The following is a 26,315-nucleotide window of genomic DNA, read 5'->3' as shown; positions in this document are numbered from 1 at the left end:
CCGAAACCGCTTTCAGAAGTTATTTTAACGACTCTTTCTTCTTTTGTCCGCATTTACAGATGTACGGTTATTATTCCTGACGAATCATAAATAATGATTCCCAACGTCCCATCCACCCTTTGCCGGTTTTTGTTATACTAAACAACGAACCAGAAACCATTTTCGTCAGTGGAGGGCTGATGATGAAATCATCGATGCTGTCGCTTGTGACCAGTCTTCTTAAGGACTGGATTCCTTCCGAAGCCTCGGTGGCAATCGCTGAACAATCCCGGTATACCGAATACCTTGCCGGGCAATATGATATCAACATCCAACCTGGACAGCCGGTTCCCCAGGGAAGTGTGTCCAACCTGGTTTTCCAATACAAACGGCATATCGGCCGCAATGTGGATAACTCTGTCTTTGGCCGGCCATATTACGGCATAGGTTATCCCCTGGAAACGGAAGAAGGGTGTGTAGGCGCATTAACGGTGATTCTCCCCCCCAATAAGCGAGCTGTCACCAACCTGGAGTTTGTCACGGGCTACCGGGAACATGTTTGGCAGCCGATTCCTGTAGAAGAGATCGCTTACTTTGAGAGCAGCCAAAAGAAAACCTGGTTTACCACGGCCTCTCATCAATACAGTACCGCCTTCACCCTTCAATCCCTGGAAGATCGGCTCCCTCCACGCTTCCTGCGTATCCATCGATCCTACATCATCAACATCGGCTATATTGAAAAAATTTACCGGGATGTCTCTTCCCGCCTGCTGATCAAACTCAAGGAACCCGCTGGTTGCATCCTTCCTGTCGGCCAGAGCTACGTGAGAAACACCCGCTGGGTGTTAGGGTTCTAAGATCTGAATGGGTAAAACAGGTGGTAGTAAAAATGAAGGTTGCAATCGGCTCACAAAATGCGGCCAAAGTGGGGGCTGTTGAAAGCGCGTTGATCGGATGGGGTGCCGTGCTTCATCCGGTCCCCGTCCCTTCCGGGGTCTCGCCCCAACCCTTATCCGACGAAGAAACCTTGCAAGGCGCAATCAACCGGGCTCGCCGCGCTCGGGAAGAGGCAGCGGCGGACCTGGGAATTGGTCTGGAGGGAGGCGTTGTGGACTCATCTGCCGGTCTGTTTTTGATCAATTGGGGGGCTCTCGTCGATCAGAGCAGCCGACAATGGGTGGCCGGCGGCGCCCGCATCCCCCTACCCAGCTCCTTTTCCACTCCGCTTGAAGAGGGAAAGGAGCTGGGAGAATTGATGGAGGCTTTCACTTCACGTACCGGAGTCCGCAGTCATGAGGGAGCAGTGGGGATCTTTACAGCGGGCTTGGTCAACCGTCGGGAGATGTTCCTCCACGTGGCGAAACTCCTTATCGGCCAGTACCGCTTCGATACACAGAAAGAAAACCGGTCACACAACACGTGAACATGGATGCGTCGGAGAAAACGGCGGTATACTATCCCGACAGACTTGGATTTAAAATGGAACATAAAAAAACAGACCGCTGATCCGTCAGCGGTCTGTTTCAGTTGTCAGTCGGTCACGCTCCACTCTGCTTGATCGCTTCGTCAAACTGGGTTTCCACCTCCCGGCCGGGTTTCCCCGTCAGGAGGCTGACGGCGACGATTGCCAGGGCGCAGGCGATAAAGCCGGGTATGATCTCATACACTTCCTCCAGAGCCTTGATCTGCTCCCAGATGATAACCGTCAATGTGCCGGCCACCATCCCGGCCAGTGCCCCCCACTTGTTCATCCGCTTCCAATAGAGGCTGAATAGGATCACCGGTCCAAAGGCGGAACCAAACCCAGCCCAGGCATAGCCCACCAAGTTCAAGATCGTCTCATTAGGGTTTAAAGCCAGCAAGAGGGCCATCAGAGCCACACCCAACAGCGACAGACGCCCCACCAACACCAATTCCCGGTCTGAGGCGGAACGGCGGAAAAAAGCCTTGTAAAAATCCTCCGTCAAGGCGCTGGCGGTTACCAGCAACTGGGACGAGATCGTGCTCATGATTGCAGCCAGGATAGCCGCCAACAGAAACCCGGTAATCAGCGGATGGAACAACACATCCGCCAACACGATAAAGACCGTTTCCGGATTCTTCAAGTTGATTCCTTCCTTGTTGAAAAAGGCGACTCCGACCAACCCGGTAAACATGGCGCCGATCAGGGAGAAAATCATCCATCCCATGCCGATGCGGCGCGCGTTTTTCACCTCTTTGACGGACTGGATCGCCATAAAGCGGACAATGATGTGGGGCTGGCCGAAATATCCCAATCCCCATGCCAGGAAGGAGAGGAGGCCGATCACACTGGTCCCCTTAAACAACTGCAACAGTGTAGGATCGATCGCCTCGATCCGGTTAAATGTGGGACCGATGCCCCCCGTTTCCATGATGGTGACAACCGGGACCAGGATCAGAGCGATAAACATGATCGTCCCCTGCACAAAGTCCGTCCAGCTGACAGCGAGAAAGCCGCCGAACAGGGTATACAGGATGACGACTCCGGCGGTCAGCCAGACCCCCAACGTATAGTCCAACTGAAAGGAGGATCTGAACAACTCACCGCCGGACACCATCCCCGATGAGGTGTAAAAGGTGAAGAAGATAAAAATGACCAGTGCCGATACAATCCGTAAGATTCGGGAGCGGTCGTGAAACCGGTTTTCCAGATAATCAGGAATCGTGATCGAATTGTCGGCCACCTCTGTATAAGTCCTCAATCTCGGCGCCACGAACAGCCAGTTGAGATAGGCGCCCAATGTTAACCCGATTGCGATCCAACCGCTCGCCACACCAGTGGCGAACATGGCTCCAGGCAACCCCATCAACAGCCACCCGCTCATATCCGAAGCGCCGGCGGAGAGCGCTGTCACCGCCGGCCCCAGCTTCCGTCCCCCCAGCATATAATCGGACAGATCCGATGTTTTTCCATAAGCGTAATAACCGATAGTCAACATCGCTAACAGATAAATCCCGATGGAGATCAGCTCTTGCACTTCCATCCCATTTCCCCCTTGAGTTAGGCAAAGTTTTCGTTCCCCGGCTTTGTGCTCCTTTCGGTAAATGTTCATCTCATATGCAAAAAGACGCTCATGTACCCCTATCATGATCTGACACCCGTCAGCAGATAAAGACATCCCACTCAACGGGGAATCAACATGCAAGGGCGTTTAGGAAGACTTAGATAGGTGGAACGGAAGAAGGGGGATACCCCATCTCCCGAACAGCACAGAGAAGTAGAACAAAGTTGTTGAAGGGGCACGGACCAAATCGAAATTGGGAAGATCCCTTTTCATTCTAACTGTCGCAATTTTCCGTATGCAAGCCCTCGCGTTGTTTTTCCTGCTGGATCACCATCCGAGCTTGCAGGAAAGCCTTCTGTTCCAAGAGCCCCGACTGCCGCAGGTCGGACAACTCCTCCTCCATCAACTCCAAATCCCCCAGACGATCACCGGTATACACCATAAAAGAAAAATTTTTGAGCAACTTCCGGACATCCGCCATATTCCGGATCGAATCTTTCTCCATCAACGGTCACCTCCCGCTTTTTAACCGATCGTCACAGCCCCCTTGCGTACGGGATCAAAAACTGTGATACAATAGGTGGCAATCATGAAATAAAGGGTGTGACCCATGCCCGAATCGGATTTTATTCAAGTGAAAGGGATGGAAGGCGAGCTCCTGCTGTACCAGAAGCGAAACCGTCTGGGGTGCACGCTGACCACCCGGGAACTGATCTTTCAAAAGCCACACGCATCCTATCAAATCATGCTTTCCGATACAATGGGGATCGTCCCGTTCCAGCCGGAACGGGTACAGGGGGTTCAGATTTTGGACCAGACGGAGGTGCGTCCACTCTTCACCAATCAATACTACCGCATTTCCGCCCATCGGATCTACCTGATCAATCGAAACGGTCGCTTTGAACGAGAAGCGACTGACCTGTTGGTCCCCCTGACAGACCGCTTTATTGAACATGTAAAGCGACACACGGATTTAGTCTCGATCCCTACTTGATCAACAAGGAATTCCATCGAAACGGGTACCTGTTTTCACTCGCTGAGCACCGGTACCCGTTTTTTAATAGGAGAACTTAGTTTTCGGTTCCTCCCCATCTCCGGATCAGGGACAGGATTGCCAACAGCAGCGGAACTTACACAGCCTGTTTCGTCCACATGATACACACCCTGATATCCTGTCAGGATCCTTTTTTGGATAAACGCTTTCGCAGGAGATGGACGAGGAGCAAAAGGGGTGGGATTACCATTTGAAACGGCACATGAAGATACAGCGGAACCCAGCGAAAACCCACCTCCATATGTTGAACATAGTTTTGTGATAACTGGACGGCAGTGTACAACATGATGATGCCCATCCCTACAATCAACAGATGGTTTCTTTTTTTGATCTGGAACAACTGGCGGATCCCGATCAGCGCCGCTTGGAAAAAAACACTGATTTTGATAAAGCCACAGGTGACCAATACCATAATCGCAGCTAGATCCAACCGTTGCAAAAACCTCCCTAACTCCACCTTTGACAAGGTCGTCAGATAAGGGAAGGGGGAGCGGACCGCGATGTCATCACCCAATACCACGATATTTAATAAAGTGGCGATCGTAAGACCGAACCCCCCGGCCAGTATTCCAAGACGGGAAGCGAGAAGTGCCCGTTGCGGTTTCCCGGTATAAAAAGAGAGCAACATCGTAAAAGCGATGACCTCACCGAAGGGAAAGCTTAGCAGATTGGGGAACACCGCTTGGAAAATGGGGCGAACTCCCCCTTCTAACAGAGGCTCCAGTCGGTTCCATACCACTTCTCCGGAGATGACAATCAACAGGTCGACTAATACCAAAAGGAGCCCTGTCAGTAAAAACAAAACCAATGCCGCACCGGCCAGATTTTCAACCCCTTTCGTCGCCGCATACAGGATTCCCACCATCAGCAAGGCTCCGGTGATCCACAGCGAGGATTGGGGAAAGTAAGCGATTTTAAGCAATCCCAGAAAATCACCGACATCACGCACCGCGATGTAAAAAAAATACAAAACATAAAGGAACCCCAGGAACCAACCCAGCCATGTCCCGAAGTTTTGCTGCAGGATTTGTACCAAGGTGAGTTTCGGGTAGGCCCGGTACAACCATGCGTAGATCTGAAAGAGGAGCAGTCCTACCCCCATCGCCACCAGGAAGGCCAACCAGGCATCCTGTTTCGCTTCCTTGATACCCAGTCCAAAAACGATGGCACTGCCCAATATGAACATGGTCACCAATCCGAACAGTTGATGGGCCTTGATCCCCTGGTATCTCTCCAATTGCGGACGCTGCGACATCGGATCCCTCCTATCTAGTCAGCTCCAATAATGGCTGGGTGCGCAGGCCGGTATTTTCGATCTCCGTCTTCACTTGTACCTGCACTTGCGCTTTCTTAAAAAGTTGTGGCCACCGCTGCTTCATTCGGGTCCATTCTTTTGGATGTTTACGATGAAGCGTCTGGCCAAAGCCGAAAACATCCGCGCGTACCTTTTGGGCGCTTCCAATGGCCGTTCGAATTTGTTTTTCGATCTCGTCGGACGTTTTCTTTTCCAAACGCCGGATCTCTGTATTTTCCTCCAGGTTTACCTGGCAGTTCGCTTCAATTATCTTCCCTTCTGTATCCACCTGAATGGTAAACATCGGCTGTCCTTTGTTCAGGGATGGACGGATCTTCGCTTTGGATTGCGTAATCTGAATGCCGATCGCATCCTCATTTTTCTGACAGGGGAGTTGAATGAGGGTGTTTTCGATTCGGTCCTTGATAAAATTGACCCCCCGTGCCTCCTTGCCGGCTACCCACGTGCGGAGACGCCCCTGGCGAAACAGGGCCATCCCATCAGCTTTTACAACGGCGGTCGGCTTCGTTTGTGTCACATTCTCCTCCGTCTCCCCCTTCTTGGCCTGTCCCAGAATCTCCACGCCACTGATGACGGGTTCCACCCCCTCGTCAACAAGCCCGTGAATCACATCATCCAACTCGGTGCGGATCACCATTCCGGTTTGTTTCGCCTTTTCTTCCAGGGTTCTGTGAAGCTTAAAAGCCGGGATCTGTTCCATCGCCGTCAGTACATCGAGCACATCACTGGCCATTGCTTCCTTAGCGACGGCGATGCTCATGCTGAGCCGCCCCCCCTGCAAACGTGACGTGATATCAATCAGATTTTGAATCCCCTGCCGAGCCACCCGTTCCCCGATCACCCAGATTTGACGATGGGCAAAAAAAAGTTTGCGCGGCGATTTGGACTGGGCCTCTTGTAGCGCCTCTGACAAGCTGGACCCCCTGCCGGTATACGAGGTGACCGTGCTTTTTCTCCCGGATCCCCCTTTTCCCGTTTGAGTCGAAATCTGGGCGGGGTTGATGATTTGAAAGGTCACCTGATACTCCTCATCGTCGGGCATACGGTCGATAGCCACCCCGCTCACAAAGGCCAGAGTATCGATATCTTGTCGGTCCGCACACCCGCATAAAAGAATCAGCAACAGGAACACCCATCCGACTCTTCCTTTAATCATCGTATCGAACCTTTCCCTGTGAGGTCTGAAAGCGAATTCGCCGCGGCATCATGGACTGGAGGTAAGCGGGGCGCTTGGTCATCGCCCAATGGGGAACCCGAAAAATCACGTCTTTCAAATCCGACCCAATGAAGGGGGATAAGGGGGCCAGGTAAGGAACCCCGAAGGAACGGAGACTCTGTACGTGAAAGACCATGATGATGAAGGCGATCCCGATCCCAAAAAAACCATAGGTGCTGGCCAATATCAGAAAGGCAAAGCGCAGCAAACGGGCCGAGACACTGATGGAGAATTCTGGAGCCACAAAACTGGCGATTCCCGTCACCGAGACGATGATCACCTTGATCGGTGTAACCACCCCCGCATCCACCGCTGTCTGTCCGATGATCACCGCCCCAACAATGGTGATCGACACCCCCAGGATTCGAGGAGCCCGCACTCCCGCTTCCCGTAACACTTCAAAGGTAAGCTCCATCAATAGGGCCTCCACAAAAATGGGAAAGGGCACTCCTTCCCGTTGGGACACGATATTGAGGGCGATATCCGTGGGTAGCATATCCTGGTGAAAGGTGGCTAACGCCACATAAATGGACGGGGATAGCAAGGCCAGGAAAAAGGCTATGAACCGTATGGCCCGCAAAAAAGTGGCGATATCGTAACGGAGGTAATAATCCTCCGGCGCTTGCACCGTCTCCAAAGCGGTCACCGGGAGAATCAGTACGAAGGGGGTCCCCTCGACCAGGATCGCCACTCTTCCTTCCAATATCTTGGCCGCCACTGTGTCAGGCCGCTCGTAGTAGAGCATCGTCTGAAAAACGGAAAACTTGTTATCCTCGATCCAATCGCCGATATCGCGGGTGTCCAGCACGCTGTCGGTATTGATGTTTTGCAGTCGCCGTTTCACTCCCGCCACCAATTGAGGGTTAACGATGCCATCGACATACGTTACCGCCACTCGAGTCCGGGTGATTCGACCCACCTTCATTTCATCAAACCGCAGGTTGGTAGAGGGAATCCGCCGCCGAACCAGTGACAGGTTGGTTGCAATATCTTCCGTAAACCCTTCCTTCGGCCCCTGCGTCACCCGCTGCGTGGTCGGCTCTGAAATGCTCCGATGGGGAGGGGCTGAAGTGTCCCCGCTGATCGCGTGGGTCACACCGTCCATTAAAACGACGACATGGCCATAAGTCACTTTAGAACAGATATCGTCCAGATTAGATAAGCGCTCCGCCTCCCCGACACTGACCACTTTTTCTTTCAGCCAGTCAAAGGTATGCTCTTTGGAGGTGAACCCCTCGCCGTTATCCTGATTGTAGATGTCCGTCATCAAGCGGTTGATCGATTGATCCTCCACCATGCTTTCCAGGTAGATAACGGCCAGCTTGACAGATGGCTTTCCGATCTGTGCGTGATAAATCGCTAAATCCATGGAGTTGCCAAAGGTTTTTTTCAAAAAGGCCAAATTGTCATCCAACCGTTTATAAATAGGGATGAGATCGATATCCGTTTCTTGCTGCTTGGCTTGATTTCTTCTTTTAAACAGACGATTCATCAATCGCTTATAGGACATGGCGAACCCCCGGACATCTATTTTCAGTTAATATGTACCATTTACAACCTAGCCATTACTGATATAGAAACAGCAAAAAAAAACCGCTTTCCTGTATTGGAAAGCGGCGCCTTCGCTTATTCGGCGGCTCGAACGCTCTCGGCCGATCGGGGACGGATGATGGGATAGGCTCGGGAAAGAGTGAGGGCGACTGTGGAAGCGACCACCGCCTTGGCTGCATCCCCGGGAAGAAAGGGAAGCACACCCCCGATCAACGCCGCCTGCCCGTCCATGCCGACGGCGACCATCAACCACAGCCCTCCGCAAAGGTAGATCCATCCGATTCCCCACACCACATGGTAGATCAGCAGTTTCCAAAAACGGAGGCGGTGAAGAGAGCGCTCCGTCATCCACCCGATCAGATAGGCGGCCACCGGCCAGCTCCAGATGTACCCCGCTGTGGGCCCGACCAATTGCGCCAACCCGCCCTTGCCACCGGAGAGCACGGGAGCACCAAATGCGGCCAACAGAATAAACAGAAGCACACTGATTAAACCCCGTCTCGCTCCAAGCACCGATCCGGCCAGCATCACCACTAGCGTCTGCAGGGTGATCGGAACCGGCGGCAGAGGAATCGCGATCTGCCCCGACACGGCCAACAGGGCGGCAAATAGAGCCGCATAAGCCATGTTTCGTATGCGGGCTGTTCCTCGGGTCACGGGAACCACCTCTATTCGATAAGTTCAAGCAATGGTTTCAGCATAAAAAAGAGGCTGACTATTGTCAACCTACATTTTTGTATAGTTAACATTACAATTGGAAGTGAAACACAAAGCAGCATGTTTCACTCCCGCTAACATGTAAACAAGAATCCCTTAGGGTGCTTTCACATAGGATTAAGGAAACGTCTCATTTAACTGTACCTCAATGCGACACCATAGCGCTCATGTGGGTCCAGGTACGCGGCAAAGGTTCGGTAGCCTCGGATCATGGGAAACACCCCGCCAGCGCCAACAGCGGCGTGTTTTTAACTGGCTGGAAGACTTTCACACGGAACCCCATCGCCGTTTCTGTCTAGGCGATGCGGATCCCCCGGTATATAGATCCTTTATCTGAAGCTGATCCGGCCCGAATACATTATATGGCGACTGGTTTGAAGAACTCATTCGATACCAGACCGAGAAAATTCGGAGTGGAACCCACCGGTCACGCTTGGCTCCCGCCCGATCCATGATGTTGGTTTACCCTCTGCCCTGATGGAGTGATCGAGGTTCATTTTTAGCCGATAACATCAGTCTAAATTAGACATCCCATAGCTCGCGAAATGATTGATCATGATCGCCATTTCTTTTGGAGAGAGGTCCATTTCATTTTTCATCCAATCCTTAATCACATGGATCGCGCCTGACATCCCTTGCGTCTGAATCGTTCGGATGGTAAATCTTCATCCAGAGCTGTGCGAGTCCAGTTGTGAGTGATTCCTCCAGTTTCCGAGTGGTGCCCTTTCATACTGTAGTTGAAAAGTTAGAAGCGGCTGAGGAAAGATTTGAATTCTGCCCACATCATACCACCGGCAAAGAAAGAAGCTCCGAATGAGAAATCCGGTCCATAACGGAATCAGTCCGATGATAGTAGCATATCAAAGGAAAACATGGTACCGTCATTTTCCTCAGTTGTAACGTTGAAATTCTTTTGTAAGTGTCTCTCTTTTCAAAGCGACCGTTACCTTTTCAGCAGGCACTGTATCTTCTTGCCTGACATGTCTGAGCTTCCAAATGATAATAGTCATTAAAACAAATAAACCGATGGCAGCTAATCCATATATTGTTTGAATGGCTACTGTGAAAGACGATTGAACCGCTTGAAGCATTTTCGGGACCCCTTCTGCTGCTACAACGGCCGCACCTATGCTTTCCATAGCCGAATTGACTATTTCCGAGGGGACTCCTGCTGGGATAGAATTTGCTAATGACTGACGGTATACATACATTCCTAAGCTTCCAATGAATGCAATGCTCAGTGCATAACCAAGTCCACTGCTGACATCGTTCATGGCTGAAGCAGAACCAGCACGTTCTTGCGGAACGCTAGATATAATTTGTTCACTGGCGATCGTCAGCGTTGGTCCAGCGCCAAACGCTAGAAGGGAGGCACCAATAATCAAGATCAATGGCCCCGCATCATGTGCGGTCAACATGATTAGCAATGCCCCACCTGCAGCAACGAAAAGGCCGGATACCATGGCATAAGCCTGTCGCATCCACCGAGTAAGCACGGGGGACATTAAGGTGCCGGCCATTGATAGGAGTGCAGGGATGATCAGCAAGAACCCAGCCTCGGTCGGAGATAATCCCACAACCGCCTGTAGATGTTGAGCAAAAAGCATTTCTGCCCCACTGGTCACAAGCAATATGAGCATTAAAGCAATCAATGAAAAATTAAAAACGGGGATCCGAAACATGCGCAAATCTAACAGTGGGTCTAACGATTTCATCTGTCGACGAATAAACAGCCCCCCGGTGGCTATGCCCATAACTACCGATCCACCGTAGAGCATGTTGAAACCATCATGAGCCATTTCCTGTAAACCGAAAATCAAGGTTATCAACGCTAGCGAGGACAACAAGACACTGATCACATCCAAACGTTTGGCATCCGCATTTCGAAACTCAGGCAGAAGCCGAGATGTCGCTAAAAGTACGATGGCAACCGGAACATTGATGAGAAATACCGCTCCCCACCAAAAGTGATCCAAGAGTAAACCACCCATTGTAGGGCCTAAGGCCGCACCCGCAGAGAATGCGCTGAGATGAATAGCAACAGCTACTGAAAATTGCTTTGGATCGAGAAACAGATTCCGCAATAATGACATGGTGGACGGCATCACTGTGGCAGCGGCAACACCAAGGAAGGCCCGTACGGCAATCAACATCCAGGCAGCGGTTGAAAATGCCGCCATAAGAGAGGCGATTCCATATACCGTTACTCCGAACACAAGCAGACGTCTTCTTCCAATTTTGTCTCCCAGACGTCCCATCGTTAATACAAACCCTACGGCCAGCAATTCACCAATATGAATAATCCAGAGCATTTGTGAGGCGCTCGGTGCTAAGTCGGCAGAATGGATGGCATGGCGAGAAACAGGACAGTCATATCTGTAGAGAGCATGAAAACCGCCAAAGTCAAGGATCCCAACCCCAACCATTCCCGCCATGTTGCTTTAGCGACTTTCTCAACACGTTTATCTCGACTGACATTACTCATCTCCTAACTCCTTTCTTACACAAGGTCCATGAAGGATCAGCAACATCAGTCCTTGCTTTGTCCGAGGGGGAAAAATCACCCCTCTTTGGTGTGCACAACCTAAATATCATCGTCAGTGAGTGCAGTTTGTCGCAAAGTTTTTAATGCACCACTCCAAGCGACCGTTTGTTTTAACATCGACTGGACTCTGTCCAGATGGAATTTAGCTGGATGAAAGGTGGTATAGTTTTCAAAATCCGTAAATATGGATAATGTTGGGTGGTCACGGACACTCGCCACTTTTAACTCTCCTAAGATGCCACGTAAATGTTCGGCTGCACGAGCCCCACCTGTTGAGCCGTAACTTACGATACCTGCTGCTTTGTTGTTCCATTCCTCGTACGCTGAATCTAATGCATTTTTTAATACGGCAGGAATGCTGTGGTTGTATTCGGGAACAATAAACACGAATCCATCTAGGTTGGCAATTTTTGCCGACCAAGCCCTTAATCCTGGTTCTTTCCCACTTCCTTCCCCATAAAGTGGCAATTTAAAGTCGGTTATATCTACGATTTCATAGTTTGCATCTCCTCGTCTGTCCGCCACCTTTTTGATCCAGTATCCTACTTGTGGACTTACACGCCCTGAACGTGTGCTTCCTAAGATAACGCCGATGTTTAATTTTTGCATTGTCTATTCTCCCTCCTTATGCATATTGTGCCACGTCCCTTTTCTGCATAAATTGATCTATTGTATAAACTTGGTATACAAAAAAGGCCTTAGTGATACTAAGACCCCATGCTACGACTATGGTCGGAGATCCTTCGTTTTTGGCTCTGTATTTGGTGTCTGAAGATGATTAAGGATATTTAGGAAAATTATTATGATTTTCTCTTCCCTACCCTTTCTCCATCCGTTAAGATAATCGCTAGAGATAGTCTTTTTTAGATGTATGATTCCTTTACAGACCCAGTCGCTTCAACAGCGTGTACAGGAGGATGAAACCGATGCTGGACCATCAGTCCAGATATCAGAAAGCCCTGCAGATACAAAGGGAAATTTCTGAAACTTTGAATAAGAGCACGGATTTATATGATATTTTGCAGCAAACCTTGGAACGACTGCTTGACTTGATGGAATTGAAAACGGGATGGATTTTTTTAATAAAGGATACGACCTCTTATGAACTGGTTGCTTACCAGCAACTCCCTCCTGCCCTGGATGACAATCGGGAAGAATTGATGCATTGTTACGAAGGTTGTACCGATTGTTCCTGTTTACAGCTTTATTGGGCAGGAAAGATGAAACAGGCCGTCAATCAGATGCAATGTGCCCGGCTTGAAGCGGCAGTAGAACTCGCTATGGGTGAAACGTGGGGACTTTCCCATCATGCCAGTATCCCATTAACGATCCGTGGGAAAAAGATCGGCCTGCTCAATCTGGCTTCTCCCGGCCGCAGACGCTTTGAAGATGATGAGCTCGTTCTGTTAGAAACAGTGGCTTACCAAATAGGTTTAGCCGTGGAACGCGTTCGCCTGCATGAACAACCCGAAGTGTTGCTCATCGAAAGGGAAAGGAATCGACTGGCGAGAGATTTGCATGACTCCGTCAATCAAAAATTGTTTGCCCTCTCCTTAACATCACAAGGATTGCAAACGATGGTCACTGAGAATGAGGAAACCATCAGGGAGGCGATCCAGGATCTGCAACATCTTTCCCAGGAAGCACTCACTGACATGCGCAGTCTGATCTGGCAGATGCGTCCCGTTGACCTTGATCAAGGCCTGACCCATTCACTCGCCGAATATGCGCAAAAAATCGGGGTTGATCTATCCATACATGCACCAAAAGAGTTGTCATTAAATCGTTGCTATGAAGAAGCCTTATTGCGCATCGGCCAAGAAGCATTAAACAATATTCGGAAACATTCAGGGACATCCAAAGCATCGATCCTGTTGCAGGAGGATCGTCATCAGCTGACAATGCGCATTATAGACAAAGGGTCTGGAGGTGTCCTGGAGACGGATCAATCACTGGGCATTACAAGCATGAAAGAACGTGTCAAAGAACTTCAGGGTTCTTTACATATTAATAGTGAGGCCGGTAAGGGCACGACGGTTACCGTCCGTGTTCCACTCCATGAGAAAGGCAGGTGATGTTCATTGAACGTCCTACTTGTAGACGATCACCCCGTCGTATTAAAAGGATTGCGTTTCTTTTTGCAAACACGACCCAATATTCACATTGTCGGTGAGGCGCAAAATGGAGAAGAGGCGCTACAGCAAGTGGAAAAATGCCAGCCGGATGTCGTGTTAATGGATGTGCTGATGCCGAACATGGATGGCATCGAAGCAACCAGACGTATAAAAGAGAAGCACCCTCACGTCCAGGTCATCATCCTCACTAGCTCCTCTGACAAAGATCATGTTTTACCAGCAATCCGTGCTGGAGCTAGCGGCTATCAACTCAAGGATGTCGATCCTCGCTTACTGGAAGAAACCTTGAACGCCGTCATGAGTGGGGAAACCTCCCTTCATCCACAAATATCGAATCAGTTAATGACGCATGTGGCTAGGGGAGAAGAGCAACATTCCAGCTACCATGATCTGACGCCAAGAGAACGTATCATCTTAGAGCATATTACGCACGGGCAAAGCAACAAGGAGATCGCTGCAGAACTTCATATCACTGAAAAAACCGTTAAAACGCATATCACAAACATTCTCGGTAAAATGGGGGTACAGGATCGCACACAAGCGGCGATTCATGCCTTGAAACATCACTGGTTTGAAGGATAACAACGTACCACCCTGGTTGGAAATTGCTATAGATACGGACATCAGAGGATGAACCCAATCTGTCCAGACTCGAATCCTTTTTCAATCAAAGAGCGAGGAATTTACCGGGGCGATAGAAACCTGTAGAGTCTGAGTTATGTAGAATGATCACAATCAGGAAAATGAGTCGTTAACTTCCATCATCCACATCAAATGGCTTTAAAATAAAATCATCTGCGCCAGATCGTAAGTTATCCATTTTAGTATTTTGTGTGTTTTTTGCTGAAATAATAATAACTGGAGTCAAGCTAGTTGACGAAACCTTTCCGAGAATTTCTTCCCCTGTCGAGGGATGTTTCTCGATTATCGATTCACAATTCGATTATACGTATTCACAGTCCATGCATAATAGACCGTATAGATGATGATAAAAACGGCTATGGCCGTTAGAATCGGCACCATAAGATTGACTCCAATGAGATCTGAAATAAAATTGCTAATAAAGTACAGTATCACACAACTGTGCAATATGCCTACGGTTAATGGCAATCCGAACACGAATAATGACTGCTTTTTTACTGATCTGCGTATGTCCCTTTTACTGACACCGATTTTTCGGAGGATTTCGTAGTGCCCTGTCGCTTCATTCGCTTCGGTCAACTGTTTGAAGTAAATGATACTTCCGGTCGCCGCTAAAAACACAAGCCCCAAAAATCCGTAAATAAAGAGAGTCAGGGCGTTTCCTTCTTTTCCTTTCTTGTACTCCGTATAAAACGATGAAGAAACCTGAAAATCGTTTCCAACCAGTTTATTCACTTTTTCCGACGTGGCTTGTGCCGTCGTTTCATTTTCCACTTCGTAAACGTTATAAGTGAGTGGTGCCTCTTGTCTGGCTATCTCAGCAAACACGTCATGGCTGACCACGACATAGAAATCGGGATAATCGAAGGGGAGCACGTTTCCTTCAACCATATGGTCAAGTCGTAGTTGACGGCTTCCTCGATCCAATTGCAGCGTCACGCTTTCCCCTTTAAACGTCGCCTCCGTGTATTCCGTAAACCTTGGTTGGATTACGGCTGCTTCATCCCCGGTAAGTGAGACCGTTTCATCCCGGTTTAAAGCCTTCGCTGCTTGATTAAAGGTACTTGCAGAGATTAATTTTACAGGATTTATGTCGTAATCCAGTTGAAATGAGAGTGTTCCTTCTATCTGAATTACGGGTATCTCCAGTTGGGCTTGTATCGGATGTTGATCATCTGCTTCAATTATATTTTCCACCTGTGAATCAAATTCTGGGCCTTTTGACAAAAACGAGTAGCTGAACGGGACAACTTCCTTAGCGCTTTTTTCATTGCTGTAGTATCCACCGTAAGTTGCACCGAAAAAACTGATCGTTGCAGCACTCAACAATGCTATAACTGTAAAGGTACGGGCATTTCCTCTAATGCGATACAGTAACTGGGATGTTTCAATTAATTTTGTTCCTCTGTAATAGCGTGACTTGTTTCTTTGCGATAACTTCAGTAAATAGACCGTGACGGATCGGAAAAACAAATGGGTTCCGATAACGAGAGCCAAAAAGGCAACACCGTCATTTCTCAATAAATATTCCGTCGTCCAGTCGTCAGGAAGTGGCCGCAATATGAGCCAGTAACTCCCGACAAGCAATACAACGCCGATGACAGCGGAAATAGGTGAAACCTTTGGAATGGGCTCTCCTTTTTTCTCAGCGTGGAATAGTTCGATTAGTTTAAAACGATAAATCAAGCGATAACCTTGAACGGAAGTAAACAAAATAATGACCATAAAGACAATGACTGTCTGAATAATCGCCATAGCCGATATTCCGAAATCCACCTCAGTAGTAGAACCCATGAGTTTGACCAAAATCATTGCAAACAATTTGGACAGCAAGGTGCCCAGAATAATCCCAATGACTAATGCGATGATGCCCATCATCAAGTTTTCGTAAAACAACATTTTTGCAATCGTTTTCTTGCGTAAACCTAGTATGGCGTACAATCCGACTTCTTTCTTCCTTTTCCTTGTGAAAAATGAGTTGGAGTACAAAACAAAGACCGCTACGAATAAAATGAGGATAACCGATGATACCCCAAACATGAACCGCATCGTATCCGACAATTCAATGCTTTCCTGAATGTTTTCACTGTGTTGTAGGGCAGCAAACGTGTAATAAATCACCATGCTGAAGACGAGCGTCACAAAGTAGACGAAATAATGGTTGAAGTTACCCTTTATATTTTTCTTTGCTAAACTAAATAACGTCATGTGCACCACCCCCTAGCGCGGATAACACATCCAACACCTTGTTGAAAAAGGCTTTGCGGGATCTTTCCCCTTTCACAAGTTCTGTGAAGATGTTGCCGTCTTTAATAAAAAGGACGCGATTACAGTAACTTGCCGCATAAGCATCGTGGGTGACCATTAAAATGGTCGCCTTGTCATGTTCATTCAGATCCTTTAAACATTCTAACAAGTCTGTTGCGGACTTTGAGTCCAATGCACCTGTCGGTTCGTCTGCCAATATTAAGCTTGGGTTTGAGATAATCGCGCGCGATGCTGCCGTACGTTGCTTTTGTCCCCCGGAAATTTGATACGGATACTTTTTTAAAATGTCGCGAATCCCAAACGTATCTGCCACTTCATCGACCCTTCGTTCCAATTCTTTGACGTTCATCTTGGCCAGTGCTAACGGCAAGATCACATTTTCTTCCACAGTTAAGGTGTCTAATAAATGATAGTCTTGGAACAAGAAACCTAGTTTGTCACGGCGAAAGGCAGACAGTTGTTCCTCCGTCATCTTGGTCACATTGATTCCGTCAATGACGATGTCACCCGAAGTTGGCTCGTCAATCGTTGCCAAAATATTTAGTAACGTTGTTTTACCGGCACCTGAGGGGCCCATAATGCCGACGAATTCACCTTCCATGACAGTTAAGTCGATATCCTCCAAGGCTGAGAAAACATTTCCCTTTGAACCGTAGACTTTTTTTATTTGTTTTGCTTCGACGACCGTTTTCATGTATAAATCCTCCGTTTCGTGCTGATTTGTTTTACGGCTTTATTGTACAATAGGGACCCTTAATATAAACTTACAGCTTGATCGTACAACCTTACATTTTTGTCACATTGACAAAAAACACCTTTAAACGTGAAGTTGTTTTTGTTTGTTTAGTCGAGATTCAATTAAAATGATGATGAAGCACGATGAATGTTTGGAGGGAAGAGGATGAAAGTGATGATTGTGGAAGATGATGTGACCATTCGCAATATGGTAGGGGAAGCATTAGAAAAATGGGGATTTGAAACCGTTAAGGTCGAAGACTTTGACCAAATCATGCAGGTATTTCTTCACCATGAACCGCACCTTGTCATCATGGATATCAATCTGCCATCGTTTGACGGATTTTACTGGTGTCACAAAATTAGAGAAGTGTCCAAGGTCCCCATGATCTTTCTCTCTTCCCGTGATACACCGATGGACATCGTCATGTCGATGAACATGGGGGGAGATGATTATATTCAAAAACCTTTTCACACAGATGTGTTGATCGCGAAAATAAAGGCGCTCCTTCGCAGAACGTATTCTTACATGGAAACACAGTTTAAGACGATCGAACACGATGGGATTGTGTTAAACCTTGAGGACGGAGTGGCCTTACATGGAGATCGAAAATCGGAACTCACGAAAACAGAATTTCTGATTTTGAAAATTCTCATGCAAAACAAAGGGACGATCGTCAGCCGAAAGAAAATGATGCGCACCCTTTGGAAGGACGAAAATTTCGTGGACGAAAATACACTGACGGTAAATATTGCTCGCCTGCGTAAAAAGCTTGCCGAACTCGGAAAGGAACACTTTATAACGACTAAGAAAGGACAGGGTTACATTATCCAATGAGTTTCTTACAGTATCTGAAAGATCAACGTTCCTTTTTCTTGTTATACGTGATAGTGATGTGCTTCGTTTCTTTGATGATGATGGTGAGTGCAGATTCCAGATACGCTGTCAACGATATCGTATATGTCAATGTCGTGATCTTTATGATTGTAGCACTTTACGTCATCGTCCAATACTATTTCAACAAGGATTTTTATCGCGCACTTCATGAGTTGGTTGAAAGTCGCCATGAAGAATTTCTCGCAACGCTACCTAAACCGCGAAACAACGAACAGCAGATATATCTTGACTTATTAAAGAAAGTAAATGGCGTGCATGGCGATCAACTACAAAAGTTGTATAACGAAAAACGGGACCATCAAGATTTTATTACCTCTTGGATTCATGAAGTCAAGGTTCCGATTGCGGCTGCCCGCCTGCTTATGGAAAACAGTCGTGGTAGAACGGTTGAATCCCTTGTGGACAAGTTTGAAGATGAGTTGGATAAAATCGAACATTACGTGGAACAGGCCCTTTACTATTCTCGCATTGATTCGTTTTCCAAAGATTACTTTATTACCGAAGTCGCGTTGGATCAAATCGTTAAGAACAGTGTCAAGAAACACGCCAAATCCTTTATTAACAAACAAATTCGCTTTCATATGGACGATATGGAACAGATTGTCCATACCGACAGTAAATGGCTTGGTTTTATTATAGACCAAGTTTTTTCAAATTCTTTAAAATATACAGGTGAAGGCGGGGGAATCTCCGTACAATTTGAGGCAGATCGAAAAGAAAAGCGGTTACTGATTCAAGATACAGGCATTGGGATTAAGCCGGAGGATATCAGCCGCGTATTTGAAAAGGGATTTACAGGGTCTATTGGGAGAAATCATGCCAAATCTACCGGGATCGGCCTCTACCTTGCAAAACAAATGGCCCTTAAATTAGGACATGACCTCTCCATACAATCGGAAGAAGGCAAATATACGAGGGTCATCATCCACTTTCCGAAAATCAGAAATTATTATCATCTATAAGTATAATGGTACAATAAGTATCAAATTAAAGATGTTTTTATTTTTGTGTAGTAGGCTTGTATTCTCCGGGTATAAATTTCATGAAATGTTTAACCGGTTCTAGGCGTTGATTGTGACCATGATGGTAACGAGCTAGTTTTTCATTCCAATGATTGCGAACCCGCTCATACAGATCATCCGGTACACCGTTTTCCAAATGGTTGTAATTGCTCAGTTTCACCATTTACCCGAGCATCCTTTTGCGTGCATATCCAAGCAGCGTACACAACCAATAATTTGAGAGGCACGAATTTTAATCCATTCAATTAATTTGCTATCAAATCCTGTTGTTTTCTTGTACTCCTCCTGGCGAGCCAAAGGCACTCCATGGAACCCCCCACCCTCCCTACCGGGTTAACGATTCTTTTTTTCGAGCTGTCTCTAAAACAGCCTGAGGCCCCGTGAGCACTCTCTCTTCCTAGCGCACTCACGAAGCGTTTTTTGTGTAGCCGCGGTTCGTCAGGTACACCTCAATGCGACACCATGGCGCTCATGTGGGTCCAGGTACGCGGCAACGGTTCGATGGCCTCCTCGGATCATGGGAAACACCCCACTAGCACCAACAGCGGCCGGAGGGGTGGTTTTTATGTTTTTAACTAGCTGGAAGACTTTCACACGGGACCCCATCGCCGTTTCTGTCTAGGCGATGCGGATCCCCCGGTATATAGATCCTTTATCTGAAGCTGATCCGGCCCGAATACATTATATAGCGACTGGTCTGAAGAACCCATTTGATACCAGACCGGGAAAATTCGGAGTGAAACCCACCGGTCACGCTTGGCTCCCGCCCGATCCATGATGTTGGTTTACCCTCTGCCCTGACGGAGTGATCGAGGTTCATTTTTAGCCGATAACATCAGTCTAAATTAGACATCCCGTAGTTTGCGAAATGATTGATCATGATCGCCATTTCTTTTGGAGAGAGGTCCATTTCATTTTTCATCCAATCCTTAATCACATGGATCGCTCCACTTACCACGAACGTACTCAAATACCGTGAGTTAACTTCTTTTAAATGATGGACGGTACTCATCATAAAACGTTGCGCGATATCCATCAGCCGTTGTTCAAAAGCAGGATCCCTATTTTTAGTTAATAAGGTTTGAAAAAGAAATTTGTTGTTTGTGATATATTCTAATAATTTCTGGGTCATCTTTAATGATTCTTCTTCAATTGTAAATCTGTAACTGCTCAGATACGTATTCATATCCTCGATAATCTCCGCTTCGATCTTATCCAGTAAGTCATACGGATCTGAATAATGCATGTAGAACGTGGAGCGATTAATATCTGCCATTTCACAAATTTCTTTTACCGTGATGGCGGATATCGGTTTGCCATTGGCTAGTAATGCAACGAGACTTTCTTTTAATACTTTGCGTGTGTATTTTTTGCGTCGATCCAATTTCTTACTCAATCCAATAAGCTCCTTTGCTAATATTTCGTTAAATCCAACACCATCTAAAAAAATGTTGAAAAGCAAACAAACTTTACAAAACTGTTTGTTGTATTTCCGACACGGTGTCTACTAAAATAATAAAGTGTCTAAAGGTTATGATCAAGAGAGGATGAAGCCTTATTGACTTCTCAGCAAAAATTATAAAACATAAAAAACCGATTGTGATAACCGTTGTGATTCTTGCACTGATCAGCACGATTGCGCAGTTTGCTGTCTCAGTCAATTACAATATGGTTGATTATTTACCCGAAGATGCACCATCGATGCAAGCCATGGATTTAATGGAAGACGAATTTGATGAACCGATTCCCAATGCGAGAGTGATGGTTCGTGATGTCTCGATCACCGAAGCTTTAGCATACAAAGAGAAATTAGAAGCGATCGATGGCGTCACCGGAGTAACCTGGTTGGATGATGTCATCGATCTAAAAAAGCCCCTCGAGATGGCTGATCCGGATACAGTAGAACCTTATTACCAAGATGAAAAGGCGTTATTCTCGTTAAATATCCGTGAGGGTGATGAAGTCAAGACGACCGACCAAATTTATGACTTGATCGGTGAGGAAAACGCCATTTCTGGCGAAGCAGTCGATACGGCAACATCTCAAAAAATGGCTGGTCAAGAGTCTTTGAATGCTGCCGCTTTGTTAGTTCCCATCATTATCATCATTTTAATTCTATCCACTACATCTTGGATTGAACCGTTATTCTTTTTAACGGCCATCGGAATTTCCGTTCTAATTAACTTGGGAACGAATATTTTTCTCGGTGAAATATCCTTTGTGACACAGTCGGTGGCACCGATCTTACAACTGGCTGTATCACTGGATTACGCCATCTTTTTGCTTCATAGTTTTTCAGACTATCGCAAACGAGTATCGGATCCCGAAGAAGCGATGCGTCGAGCCATCAAACAGTCATCCCCCGCTATTGCAGCCAGTGCATCGACAACATTTTTCGGTTTCATCGCACTGTCATTTATGAACTTTGGGATCGGCGCTGACTTAGGCTTAAACCTTGTCAAAGGAATTGCCCTCAGCTTTATCAGCGTCATCGTCTTTTTACCCGCTTTAACGCTGATGTTTTACAAATGGATCGATCGTACCCAACATAAACCATTCTTTCCGAGCTTCAATGGGGTCGGAAAGCGGATATTGAAACTTCGCATTCCAAGTTTATTTTTGCTTTTGCTCTTGATCGTGCCGTCATTTTTAGCACAGAGCCAAACCTCCTTTATATACGGAGTTGGCGAACAGCCGGAAACAACCCGGGCAGGTGCTGATGCAGCCGCTATACAGGAAGAGTTCGGAAAGAACACTTCGATGGTGCTACTTGTCCCAAAAGGAGATACGGGTAAGGAAGAAGAACTGGTTCAACACTTAGAGAAACTCCCTCATGTGTCGAGTGTCACTTCATACGTAAACACCGTCAGTTCGGCCATTCCGCCTGACTATTTAGAGGAATCGGCGACGGAACCATTTTATTCAGAGAACTACACGCGAATCACGATGAACACCGAGACCGATTCCGAGGGGGATAAAGCTTTTTCATTGATCGATGAAGTTCGAACGACCGCTGAATCCTATTATGATGAGGTCCATCTGCTTGGTGAGAGTGTGACACTGTACGATATCAAAAATACCGTGGAAAAAGATAACACCCTTGTGAACATGCTGACGGTTATTTCGATCGCCATCGTGCTTATCATCACTTTCCGATCGATCTCGATACCGATCGTCCTATTACTGACGATTCAATCGGCGGTCTGGCTAAACTTATCCGTCCCATACTTCACAGATTCGTCATTGGTATACGTCGGTTATTTGATCATCAGTACAGTGCAACTGGCTGCCACAGTCGATTACGGCATCTTATTTACGGAAACCTATCGACACCTTCGTCAAAAAATGCCTGCCATGAAGGCGATTAAGAAAACAATCGACGACAAGATCTTCGCGATATTGATTTCCGCTTCCATTTTATCCAGCGTCGGGTTTATTTTATCGTTCACATCAACAAATCCCATTGTGTCTTCAATTGGATTATTGCTGGGTAGAGGCGCGTTACTCGCGTTTGTGATGGTCGTCTTCGCCTTGCCAGCTATGTTGGTCATATTTGATCGAGTGATTGAGAAAACAACGTTTCGAGCCAACTTTTATAAAGGAAAAGGAGCATGATGCTGATGAGGTTTAAACGGACGGGCGCCATATTCACGGCCTTCCTTCTTGTGATACCGACGCATTTCGTATCGGCGGCAACACAAGAAGAAAAACTCCAGAGCGAAGGATCCTATTCAGAGAAAAGTGAAGTCGTATATGCCACATTAGAGGCCAATGGCGATCAAAAAGAAATGTATGTGGTCAACAATTTCTCAATCGATCAACCTGGAAAAATTATCGACTATGGACCTTACACCGGAGTTAAAAATTTAACCGACTTAACAGAGATGAAATTAAATAATCATCAAGTTGGGTTTACAGCTACAGAAGATCCATTTTATTATCAAGGGAATCTAGAGGGTCGATCATTACCATGGGATATCGATGTCTCCTATCAATTAAATGGTGAAACCTTACCTCCTGAACAATTGTTGGGTAAAGACGGCAAACTGGAGATTCACATCGATACCAAAGCGAAGGAAAAGGATAATCCCTTTTTCAAGAACTATATGTTGCAGATATCTCTTCCTTTAAGCTCAGAAATCTATCAAAATATCCAGGCTCCAGACGGAACGATCGCCAATGCAGGTAAAAATAAACAAGTAACCTTTACCGTCATGCCTGAAAAAGAAGAGAGCTTTGTTGTAAAAGCTGATGTTACGGATTTAGAAATGGAAAGTATAGAAATAACGGGCATACCAGCCTCCATGTCCATTGACACGCCCAATTCCGATGACATGACAGACGATATGAAGTCGCTATCCGATGCGACGGAAGCCATTGATGAAGGCGTTGATGAACTGAATAAAGGGATCACAGAATTGCATCAGGGTGCCGTGAGCTTGCACGGAGGGTCACAGGAGTACAAGAAGGGAATCAATGAACTCGATCAAGGCTCCGCAGAACTGATTGAAGGATCTAAGTCCATCGATGAGTCGCTAGAACAGTTGAGTCAGTCTATAGGAAGTCATTCGGATCAGATGAATGTGAGCCAATTACAGGAACTACAAAAAAGACTGACGGACATGGCAAACAGGTTGAAAGAAACAGAAAATCACTTGGCTGATTTACGGGATCGATATACGGACGCTTACGATGCATTGGATAAATCAATCGCGGCCATTCCTGCTTACGATATCTCCGATGAAGAGATACAGGAATTAAAAGAAAGCGATGCAGATCCTAAGATTGTCGACGAACTGGTCAAAACCTATACGGCCGCCCGTGCCACCAAGGATACCTATTCCGATGTGAAAAAAAACCTTCAAGCAGTGGACCCAGCGCTTAAAGACGTTACAAGCTCCGTTCATAGCATGAGAATCTATATAGAAACCATCGCCGATCAATTAGACAAAAGCCTGGACCAAACGAATTGGGATGAATCGATGAAGAAATTGCAGCAAGGATTACATGCTTTATCATCCAATTATAAATCCTTCCATTCCGGGTTGGTCGATTATACTGACGGGGTAGCCAGATTATCAAAATCATATGGGGAGTTACATGGTGGCATCACCGACCTGACAAATGGAACACAAGAATTAAAAACTGGCGCCCATGAACTCCATGATGGTACATCGCAGTTGGCTCAATCGACGAATGATCTACCGGATCAAATGCAAACCGAAATCGACCAGATGATCGATGAATATGATAAATCGGATTTTGACCCCGTTTCATTTGTTTCCTCCAAAAATAAAAAGGTTGAGTCCGTACAATTTGTCATCAAAACAGAAAGCATAAAAAAAGAGGAAGACAAACAGGATGATGAACAAAAAGAAGAAGAGAAAAAGGGATTCTGGGACCGGTTCTTGGATTTGTTTAGATGAACCCGATAGAAGACCTTTTACAGACGTTGGAGTCCCCATGCTAACCGCCGGGGGCTTTTTTTCAGAAGAGATCGGGGGGAATCCGGGAAAAATCAGTTGTCGTGACGTCTTTCGAACCAATGGCGGCTCCGAATCACTCCGCTGAAAAAGTCCGTTCCGATGGGAAGGGAAAATTTGAACTGGCACGCAGATGACCTTTTATCACGGAATTAACTGCTCCAGTTTCCGATCAGGAAGGCTTACCGTACAATTGGTCCGGTGACCCTCTTCTAGGAGTTCTTCCAGCATCTGATAAAAAGTGTACGTAAAGCGTAATCCGCTCTCTCAACACAAAGCCCCCTCACTGGAAGGGGGTAATCGAGTTCCACATTTTTGAGAACAGAACGCCAAGGTAGAAACCATAATCTTGAAACAGCATCACACAATGTCTTCCTGGACCTTTTACTTGCTTGACCGTCTGTCGGTTTTTCAAAGCCGCCAATCAAGTTAAGAATTGTACTTTTGTCACAGCCGCTTTGACCTAAAATGGAAACGACTTCTCCTTTTTTTATATCAAAGGAATGGTTCCGGCAATGCGTCTCTTCCTCGAAGGGTACTAGGTATATAAAACCAACCTTTTTTCCGTCCAAATTTATAGGAAAGGTATTTTTACGCACGCAACCGCTATAAGCGAGCTTTACAGAATGTACACAGATACGAAAAGCCTAAGAAAGAATCCTTTGGGCTTTTTGGGTAAAAGACAACATTCGGTTGAAACCATTTTCTGTCTATCATTCAGAAATTTTTATTTGTGTTTGTCCTTTTCTCACTCAAGTAATCTATTATAATAAGGATAGGATCCTTGAATACTTTCACGTGAAAGTCTGGAGTGTCACACTATGCGTATCTTTGCAATATACGGGAGCAGTCGGGGAAAAGGGAATTCGGATTTGTTGACCAACATCATCACCGACGGTTTGAACTGTACCCGGGTCTACCTGAAAGATTACACGATTGAACCGATCCTAGACCAGCGGTACGAACCCGGAGGGTTTCAACCGATCAACGACGACCATCCCCAACTAGTCCAAGAGATGCTCAACCATGATATGATTGTCTTTGCCACACCGCTTCACTGGTACAGTATCCCGGGGAAAGTAAAAAACTTTATCGACCGGTGGACCATGTATTTTGATGATCACAACTTCAAGGAACGAATGGCGGAAAAAGAAGTGCTCCTGGTGATCACCGGAGGCGACAACCCGCGGGTCAAAGGCTTAACTGTCGTCCAACAGTTCCACTGGATCTGCGACTTTATGGATATGACCTTTTTTGACTACGTGATCGGAGAGGGGAACACTCAGGGAGAAGTGCGTCAGGACATGGAAGCGATGTCCAAAGCAGAACACCTCAACCATATCCTGCGATCCCGCTCACGAGTGTCGAGACCCCATACCGCTACGACCCCAGCCTCTGCAACTCCAGCCGTGCGCCCCCCTGCACCGGAAAACCGCCCCGATCCCGCTCAGACGGCGCCAGAACGGCAACGCAAAACGGGCATGTTTCGCAGTCTCTTCACCCGAGGAGGCAATACCCGAGGAGGCAATGGCAGATAAGCAGCTACATACCGCCCCCATCTTCCCGGGGGCGGGTCTTCTTTTCGTGAAGACTACCGGAAGCGTCCCACCGCAGCTTGGGATCCGTAACCCTTGGACCTCCACAGAAGTATCGCTTCAGCACCATCGGTTGATCGCGGAGGTGCCAAATCGTTGACGATTCGGTTGTAGTTTCCCCCATCCATATGAGA

Annotated in this window: 26 protein-coding genes and 1 pseudogene; 10 read left to right on the top strand and 17 right to left on the bottom strand. The window is 46.9% G+C overall.

Features of this window, described 5'->3' with window-relative positions; all coding sequences use genetic code 11:
• Positions 1–182 precede the first annotated feature (182 nt).
• A complete protein-coding gene (locus BLP91_RS05820) occupies positions 183–836 on the top strand; it encodes a LytR/AlgR family response regulator transcription factor (protein ID WP_176757853.1) in 654 nt (217 codons plus the stop codon).
• Positions 837–868: 32 nt separating this feature from the next.
• Positions 869–1,402, top strand: coding sequence for a DUF84 family protein (locus BLP91_RS05815; protein ID WP_091567595.1), 534 nt, complete (start codon positions 869–871; stop codon positions 1,400–1,402).
• A gap of 115 nt (positions 1,403–1,517) precedes the next feature.
• On the opposite strand, the gene putP is transcribed toward BLP91_RS05815, so the two are convergent.
• A complete protein-coding gene (gene putP / locus BLP91_RS05810; protein WP_091567593.1) occupies positions 1,518–2,984 on the bottom strand; it encodes a sodium/proline symporter PutP in 1,467 nt (488 codons plus the stop codon).
• A gap of 295 nt (positions 2,985–3,279) precedes the next feature.
• Complete coding sequence (locus BLP91_RS05805) at positions 3,280–3,510, bottom strand: YqgQ family protein (protein ID WP_245662148.1); 231 nt, start codon at positions 3,508–3,510, stop codon at positions 3,280–3,282.
• A gap of 105 nt (positions 3,511–3,615) precedes the next feature.
• Here BLP91_RS05805 and BLP91_RS05800 point away from each other — a divergent pair, with 105 nt between their 5' ends.
• A complete protein-coding gene (locus tag BLP91_RS05800) occupies positions 3,616–3,999 on the top strand; it encodes a hypothetical protein (RefSeq protein WP_091567590.1) in 384 nt (127 codons plus the stop codon).
• Between the two features lie 181 nt (positions 4,000–4,180).
• On the opposite strand, the gene BLP91_RS05795 is transcribed toward BLP91_RS05800, so the two are convergent.
• From BLP91_RS05795 to BLP91_RS05765, 8 genes are all read right to left on the bottom strand, one after another.
• Complete coding sequence (locus BLP91_RS05795) at positions 4,181–5,314, bottom strand: GerAB/ArcD/ProY family transporter (protein ID WP_091567588.1); 1,134 nt, start codon at positions 5,312–5,314, stop codon at positions 4,181–4,183.
• Between the two features lie 10 nt (positions 5,315–5,324).
• Entirely contained in the window at positions 5,325–6,530 is a 1,206-nt protein-coding gene (locus BLP91_RS05790) for a Ger(x)C family spore germination protein (RefSeq protein WP_091567586.1), read from the bottom strand.
• Entirely contained in the window at positions 6,523–8,100 is a 1,578-nt protein-coding gene (locus BLP91_RS05785) for a spore germination protein (RefSeq protein WP_091567583.1), read from the bottom strand. The genes BLP91_RS05790 and BLP91_RS05785 overlap by 8 nt, the downstream gene beginning before the upstream one ends.
• A 116-nt stretch (positions 8,101–8,216) precedes the next feature.
• A complete protein-coding gene (locus tag BLP91_RS05780; RefSeq protein WP_245662146.1) occupies positions 8,217–8,798 on the bottom strand; it encodes a biotin transporter BioY in 582 nt (193 codons plus the stop codon).
• A 308-nt stretch (positions 8,799–9,106) separates the two neighbouring features.
• Entirely contained in the window at positions 9,107–9,178 is a 72-nt protein-coding gene (locus BLP91_RS17505; RefSeq protein WP_425412183.1) for an excalibur calcium-binding domain-containing protein, read from the bottom strand.
• Positions 9,179–9,370: 192 nt separating this feature from the next.
• On the bottom strand, positions 9,371–9,490 hold the full coding sequence (locus BLP91_RS17500; RefSeq protein WP_425412180.1) for a TetR-like C-terminal domain-containing protein: 120 nt from the start codon (positions 9,488–9,490) through the stop codon (positions 9,371–9,373).
• Positions 9,491–9,748: 258 nt separating this feature from the next.
• The gene (locus BLP91_RS05770; RefSeq protein ID WP_091567581.1) at positions 9,749–11,293 is read right to left on the bottom strand and encodes an MFS transporter; all 1,545 of its coding nucleotides are present in this window, start codon (positions 11,291–11,293) and stop codon (positions 9,749–9,751) included.
• A 149-nt stretch (positions 11,294–11,442) separates the two neighbouring features.
• Positions 11,443–12,012, bottom strand: coding sequence for an NADPH-dependent FMN reductase (locus BLP91_RS05765; RefSeq protein ID WP_091567579.1), 570 nt, complete (start codon positions 12,010–12,012; stop codon positions 11,443–11,445).
• 317 nt (positions 12,013–12,329) lie between these two features.
• Between BLP91_RS05765 and BLP91_RS05760 the strand changes: the two genes are divergently transcribed.
• Together BLP91_RS05760 and BLP91_RS05755 are read left to right on the top strand one after the other, a co-directional pair.
• Positions 12,330–13,478, top strand: a complete 1,149-nt coding sequence (locus BLP91_RS05760) for a GAF domain-containing sensor histidine kinase (protein WP_176757851.1) — start codon at positions 12,330–12,332, stop codon at positions 13,476–13,478.
• 6 nt (positions 13,479–13,484) lie between these two features.
• Positions 13,485–14,120: a response regulator gene (locus tag BLP91_RS05755; RefSeq protein WP_091567575.1), complete on the top strand. Its 636-nt coding sequence runs from the start codon at positions 13,485–13,487 to the stop codon at positions 14,118–14,120.
• Between the two features lie 169 nt (positions 14,121–14,289).
• Here BLP91_RS05755 and BLP91_RS05750 read toward each other — a convergent pair whose 3' ends face one another.
• Genes BLP91_RS05750 through BLP91_RS05740 form a run of 3 tightly spaced genes read right to left on the bottom strand, consistent with a single transcriptional unit; the run spans position 14,290 to position 17,142 of the window.
• Positions 14,290–14,433, bottom strand: a complete 144-nt coding sequence (locus tag BLP91_RS05750; protein WP_281220436.1) for a response regulator — start codon at positions 14,431–14,433, stop codon at positions 14,290–14,292.
• Positions 14,434–14,462: 29 nt separating this feature from the next.
• Positions 14,463–16,388, bottom strand: coding sequence for an ABC transporter permease (locus tag BLP91_RS05745; protein ID WP_091567571.1), 1,926 nt, complete (start codon positions 16,386–16,388; stop codon positions 14,463–14,465).
• Entirely contained in the window at positions 16,375–17,142 is a 768-nt protein-coding gene (locus BLP91_RS05740) for an ABC transporter ATP-binding protein (RefSeq protein ID WP_077718519.1), read from the bottom strand. Before BLP91_RS05740 ends, BLP91_RS05745 begins: the two co-directional genes overlap by 14 nt.
• Positions 17,143–17,349: 207 nt before the next feature.
• Here BLP91_RS05740 and BLP91_RS05735 point away from each other — a divergent pair, with 207 nt between their 5' ends.
• Both BLP91_RS05735 and BLP91_RS05730 read left to right on the top strand, forming a co-directional pair.
• Entirely contained in the window at positions 17,350–18,021 is a 672-nt protein-coding gene (locus BLP91_RS05735; protein ID WP_077718520.1) for a response regulator transcription factor, read from the top strand.
• Entirely contained in the window at positions 18,018–19,043 is a 1,026-nt protein-coding gene (locus tag BLP91_RS05730; RefSeq protein ID WP_091567568.1) for a sensor histidine kinase, read from the top strand. Before BLP91_RS05735 ends, BLP91_RS05730 begins: the two co-directional genes overlap by 4 nt.
• Positions 19,044–19,259: 216 nt before the next feature.
• Here BLP91_RS05730 and BLP91_RS05725 read toward each other — a convergent pair whose 3' ends face one another.
• The 3 genes from BLP91_RS05725 to BLP91_RS05715 form a co-directional block, all read right to left on the bottom strand.
• Positions 19,260–19,406, bottom strand: coding sequence for a carboxymuconolactone decarboxylase family protein (locus BLP91_RS05725; protein ID WP_245662139.1), 147 nt, complete (start codon positions 19,404–19,406; stop codon positions 19,260–19,262).
• Between the two features lie 268 nt (positions 19,407–19,674).
• Positions 19,675–19,746 carry an excalibur calcium-binding domain-containing protein gene (locus BLP91_RS17495; RefSeq protein WP_425412183.1) on the bottom strand — a complete coding sequence of 24 codons (72 nt, stop codon included), beginning with the start codon at positions 19,744–19,746 and terminating at the stop codon, positions 19,675–19,677.
• 192 nt (positions 19,747–19,938) lie between these two features.
• On the bottom strand, positions 19,939–20,499 hold the full coding sequence (locus BLP91_RS05715) for a TetR/AcrR family transcriptional regulator (RefSeq protein ID WP_091567566.1): 561 nt from the start codon (positions 20,497–20,499) through the stop codon (positions 19,939–19,941).
• A 272-nt stretch (positions 20,500–20,771) separates the two neighbouring features.
• Between BLP91_RS05715 and BLP91_RS05710 the strand changes: the two genes are divergently transcribed.
• Together BLP91_RS05710 and BLP91_RS05705 are read left to right on the top strand one after the other, a co-directional pair.
• Positions 20,772–22,718 (top strand): efflux RND transporter permease subunit, encoded by a 1,947-nt coding sequence (locus BLP91_RS05710; RefSeq protein WP_091567826.1) that lies wholly within the window; start codon positions 20,772–20,774, stop codon positions 22,716–22,718.
• A 5-nt stretch (positions 22,719–22,723) separates the two neighbouring features.
• A complete protein-coding gene (locus tag BLP91_RS05705) occupies positions 22,724–24,529 on the top strand; it encodes a coiled-coil domain-containing protein (RefSeq protein ID WP_091567823.1) in 1,806 nt (601 codons plus the stop codon).
• 359 nt (positions 24,530–24,888) lie between these two features.
• Here the strand turns inward: BLP91_RS05705 and BLP91_RS17245 are convergent.
• Positions 24,889–25,134 (bottom strand): annotated as a pseudogene (locus tag BLP91_RS17245) (ATP-binding cassette domain-containing protein); the annotation flags it as partial.
• A gap of 273 nt (positions 25,135–25,407) precedes the next feature.
• On the opposite strand from BLP91_RS17245, the gene BLP91_RS05695 reads away from it, so the two are divergent.
• Positions 25,408–26,124 (top strand): flavodoxin family protein, encoded by a 717-nt coding sequence (locus BLP91_RS05695; RefSeq protein WP_091567563.1) that lies wholly within the window; start codon positions 25,408–25,410, stop codon positions 26,122–26,124.
• Positions 26,125–26,315 lie beyond the last annotated feature (191 nt).

Origin of the sequence: Melghirimyces thermohalophilus (assembly GCF_900102685.1) — a bacterium.
Lineage (GTDB): Bacteria > Bacillota > Bacilli > Thermoactinomycetales > DSM-45169 > Melghirimyces > Melghirimyces thermohalophilus.
The sequence above is the reverse complement of the archived record's forward strand: the minus strand, read 5'-3'. Positions and strand labels throughout refer to the sequence as shown.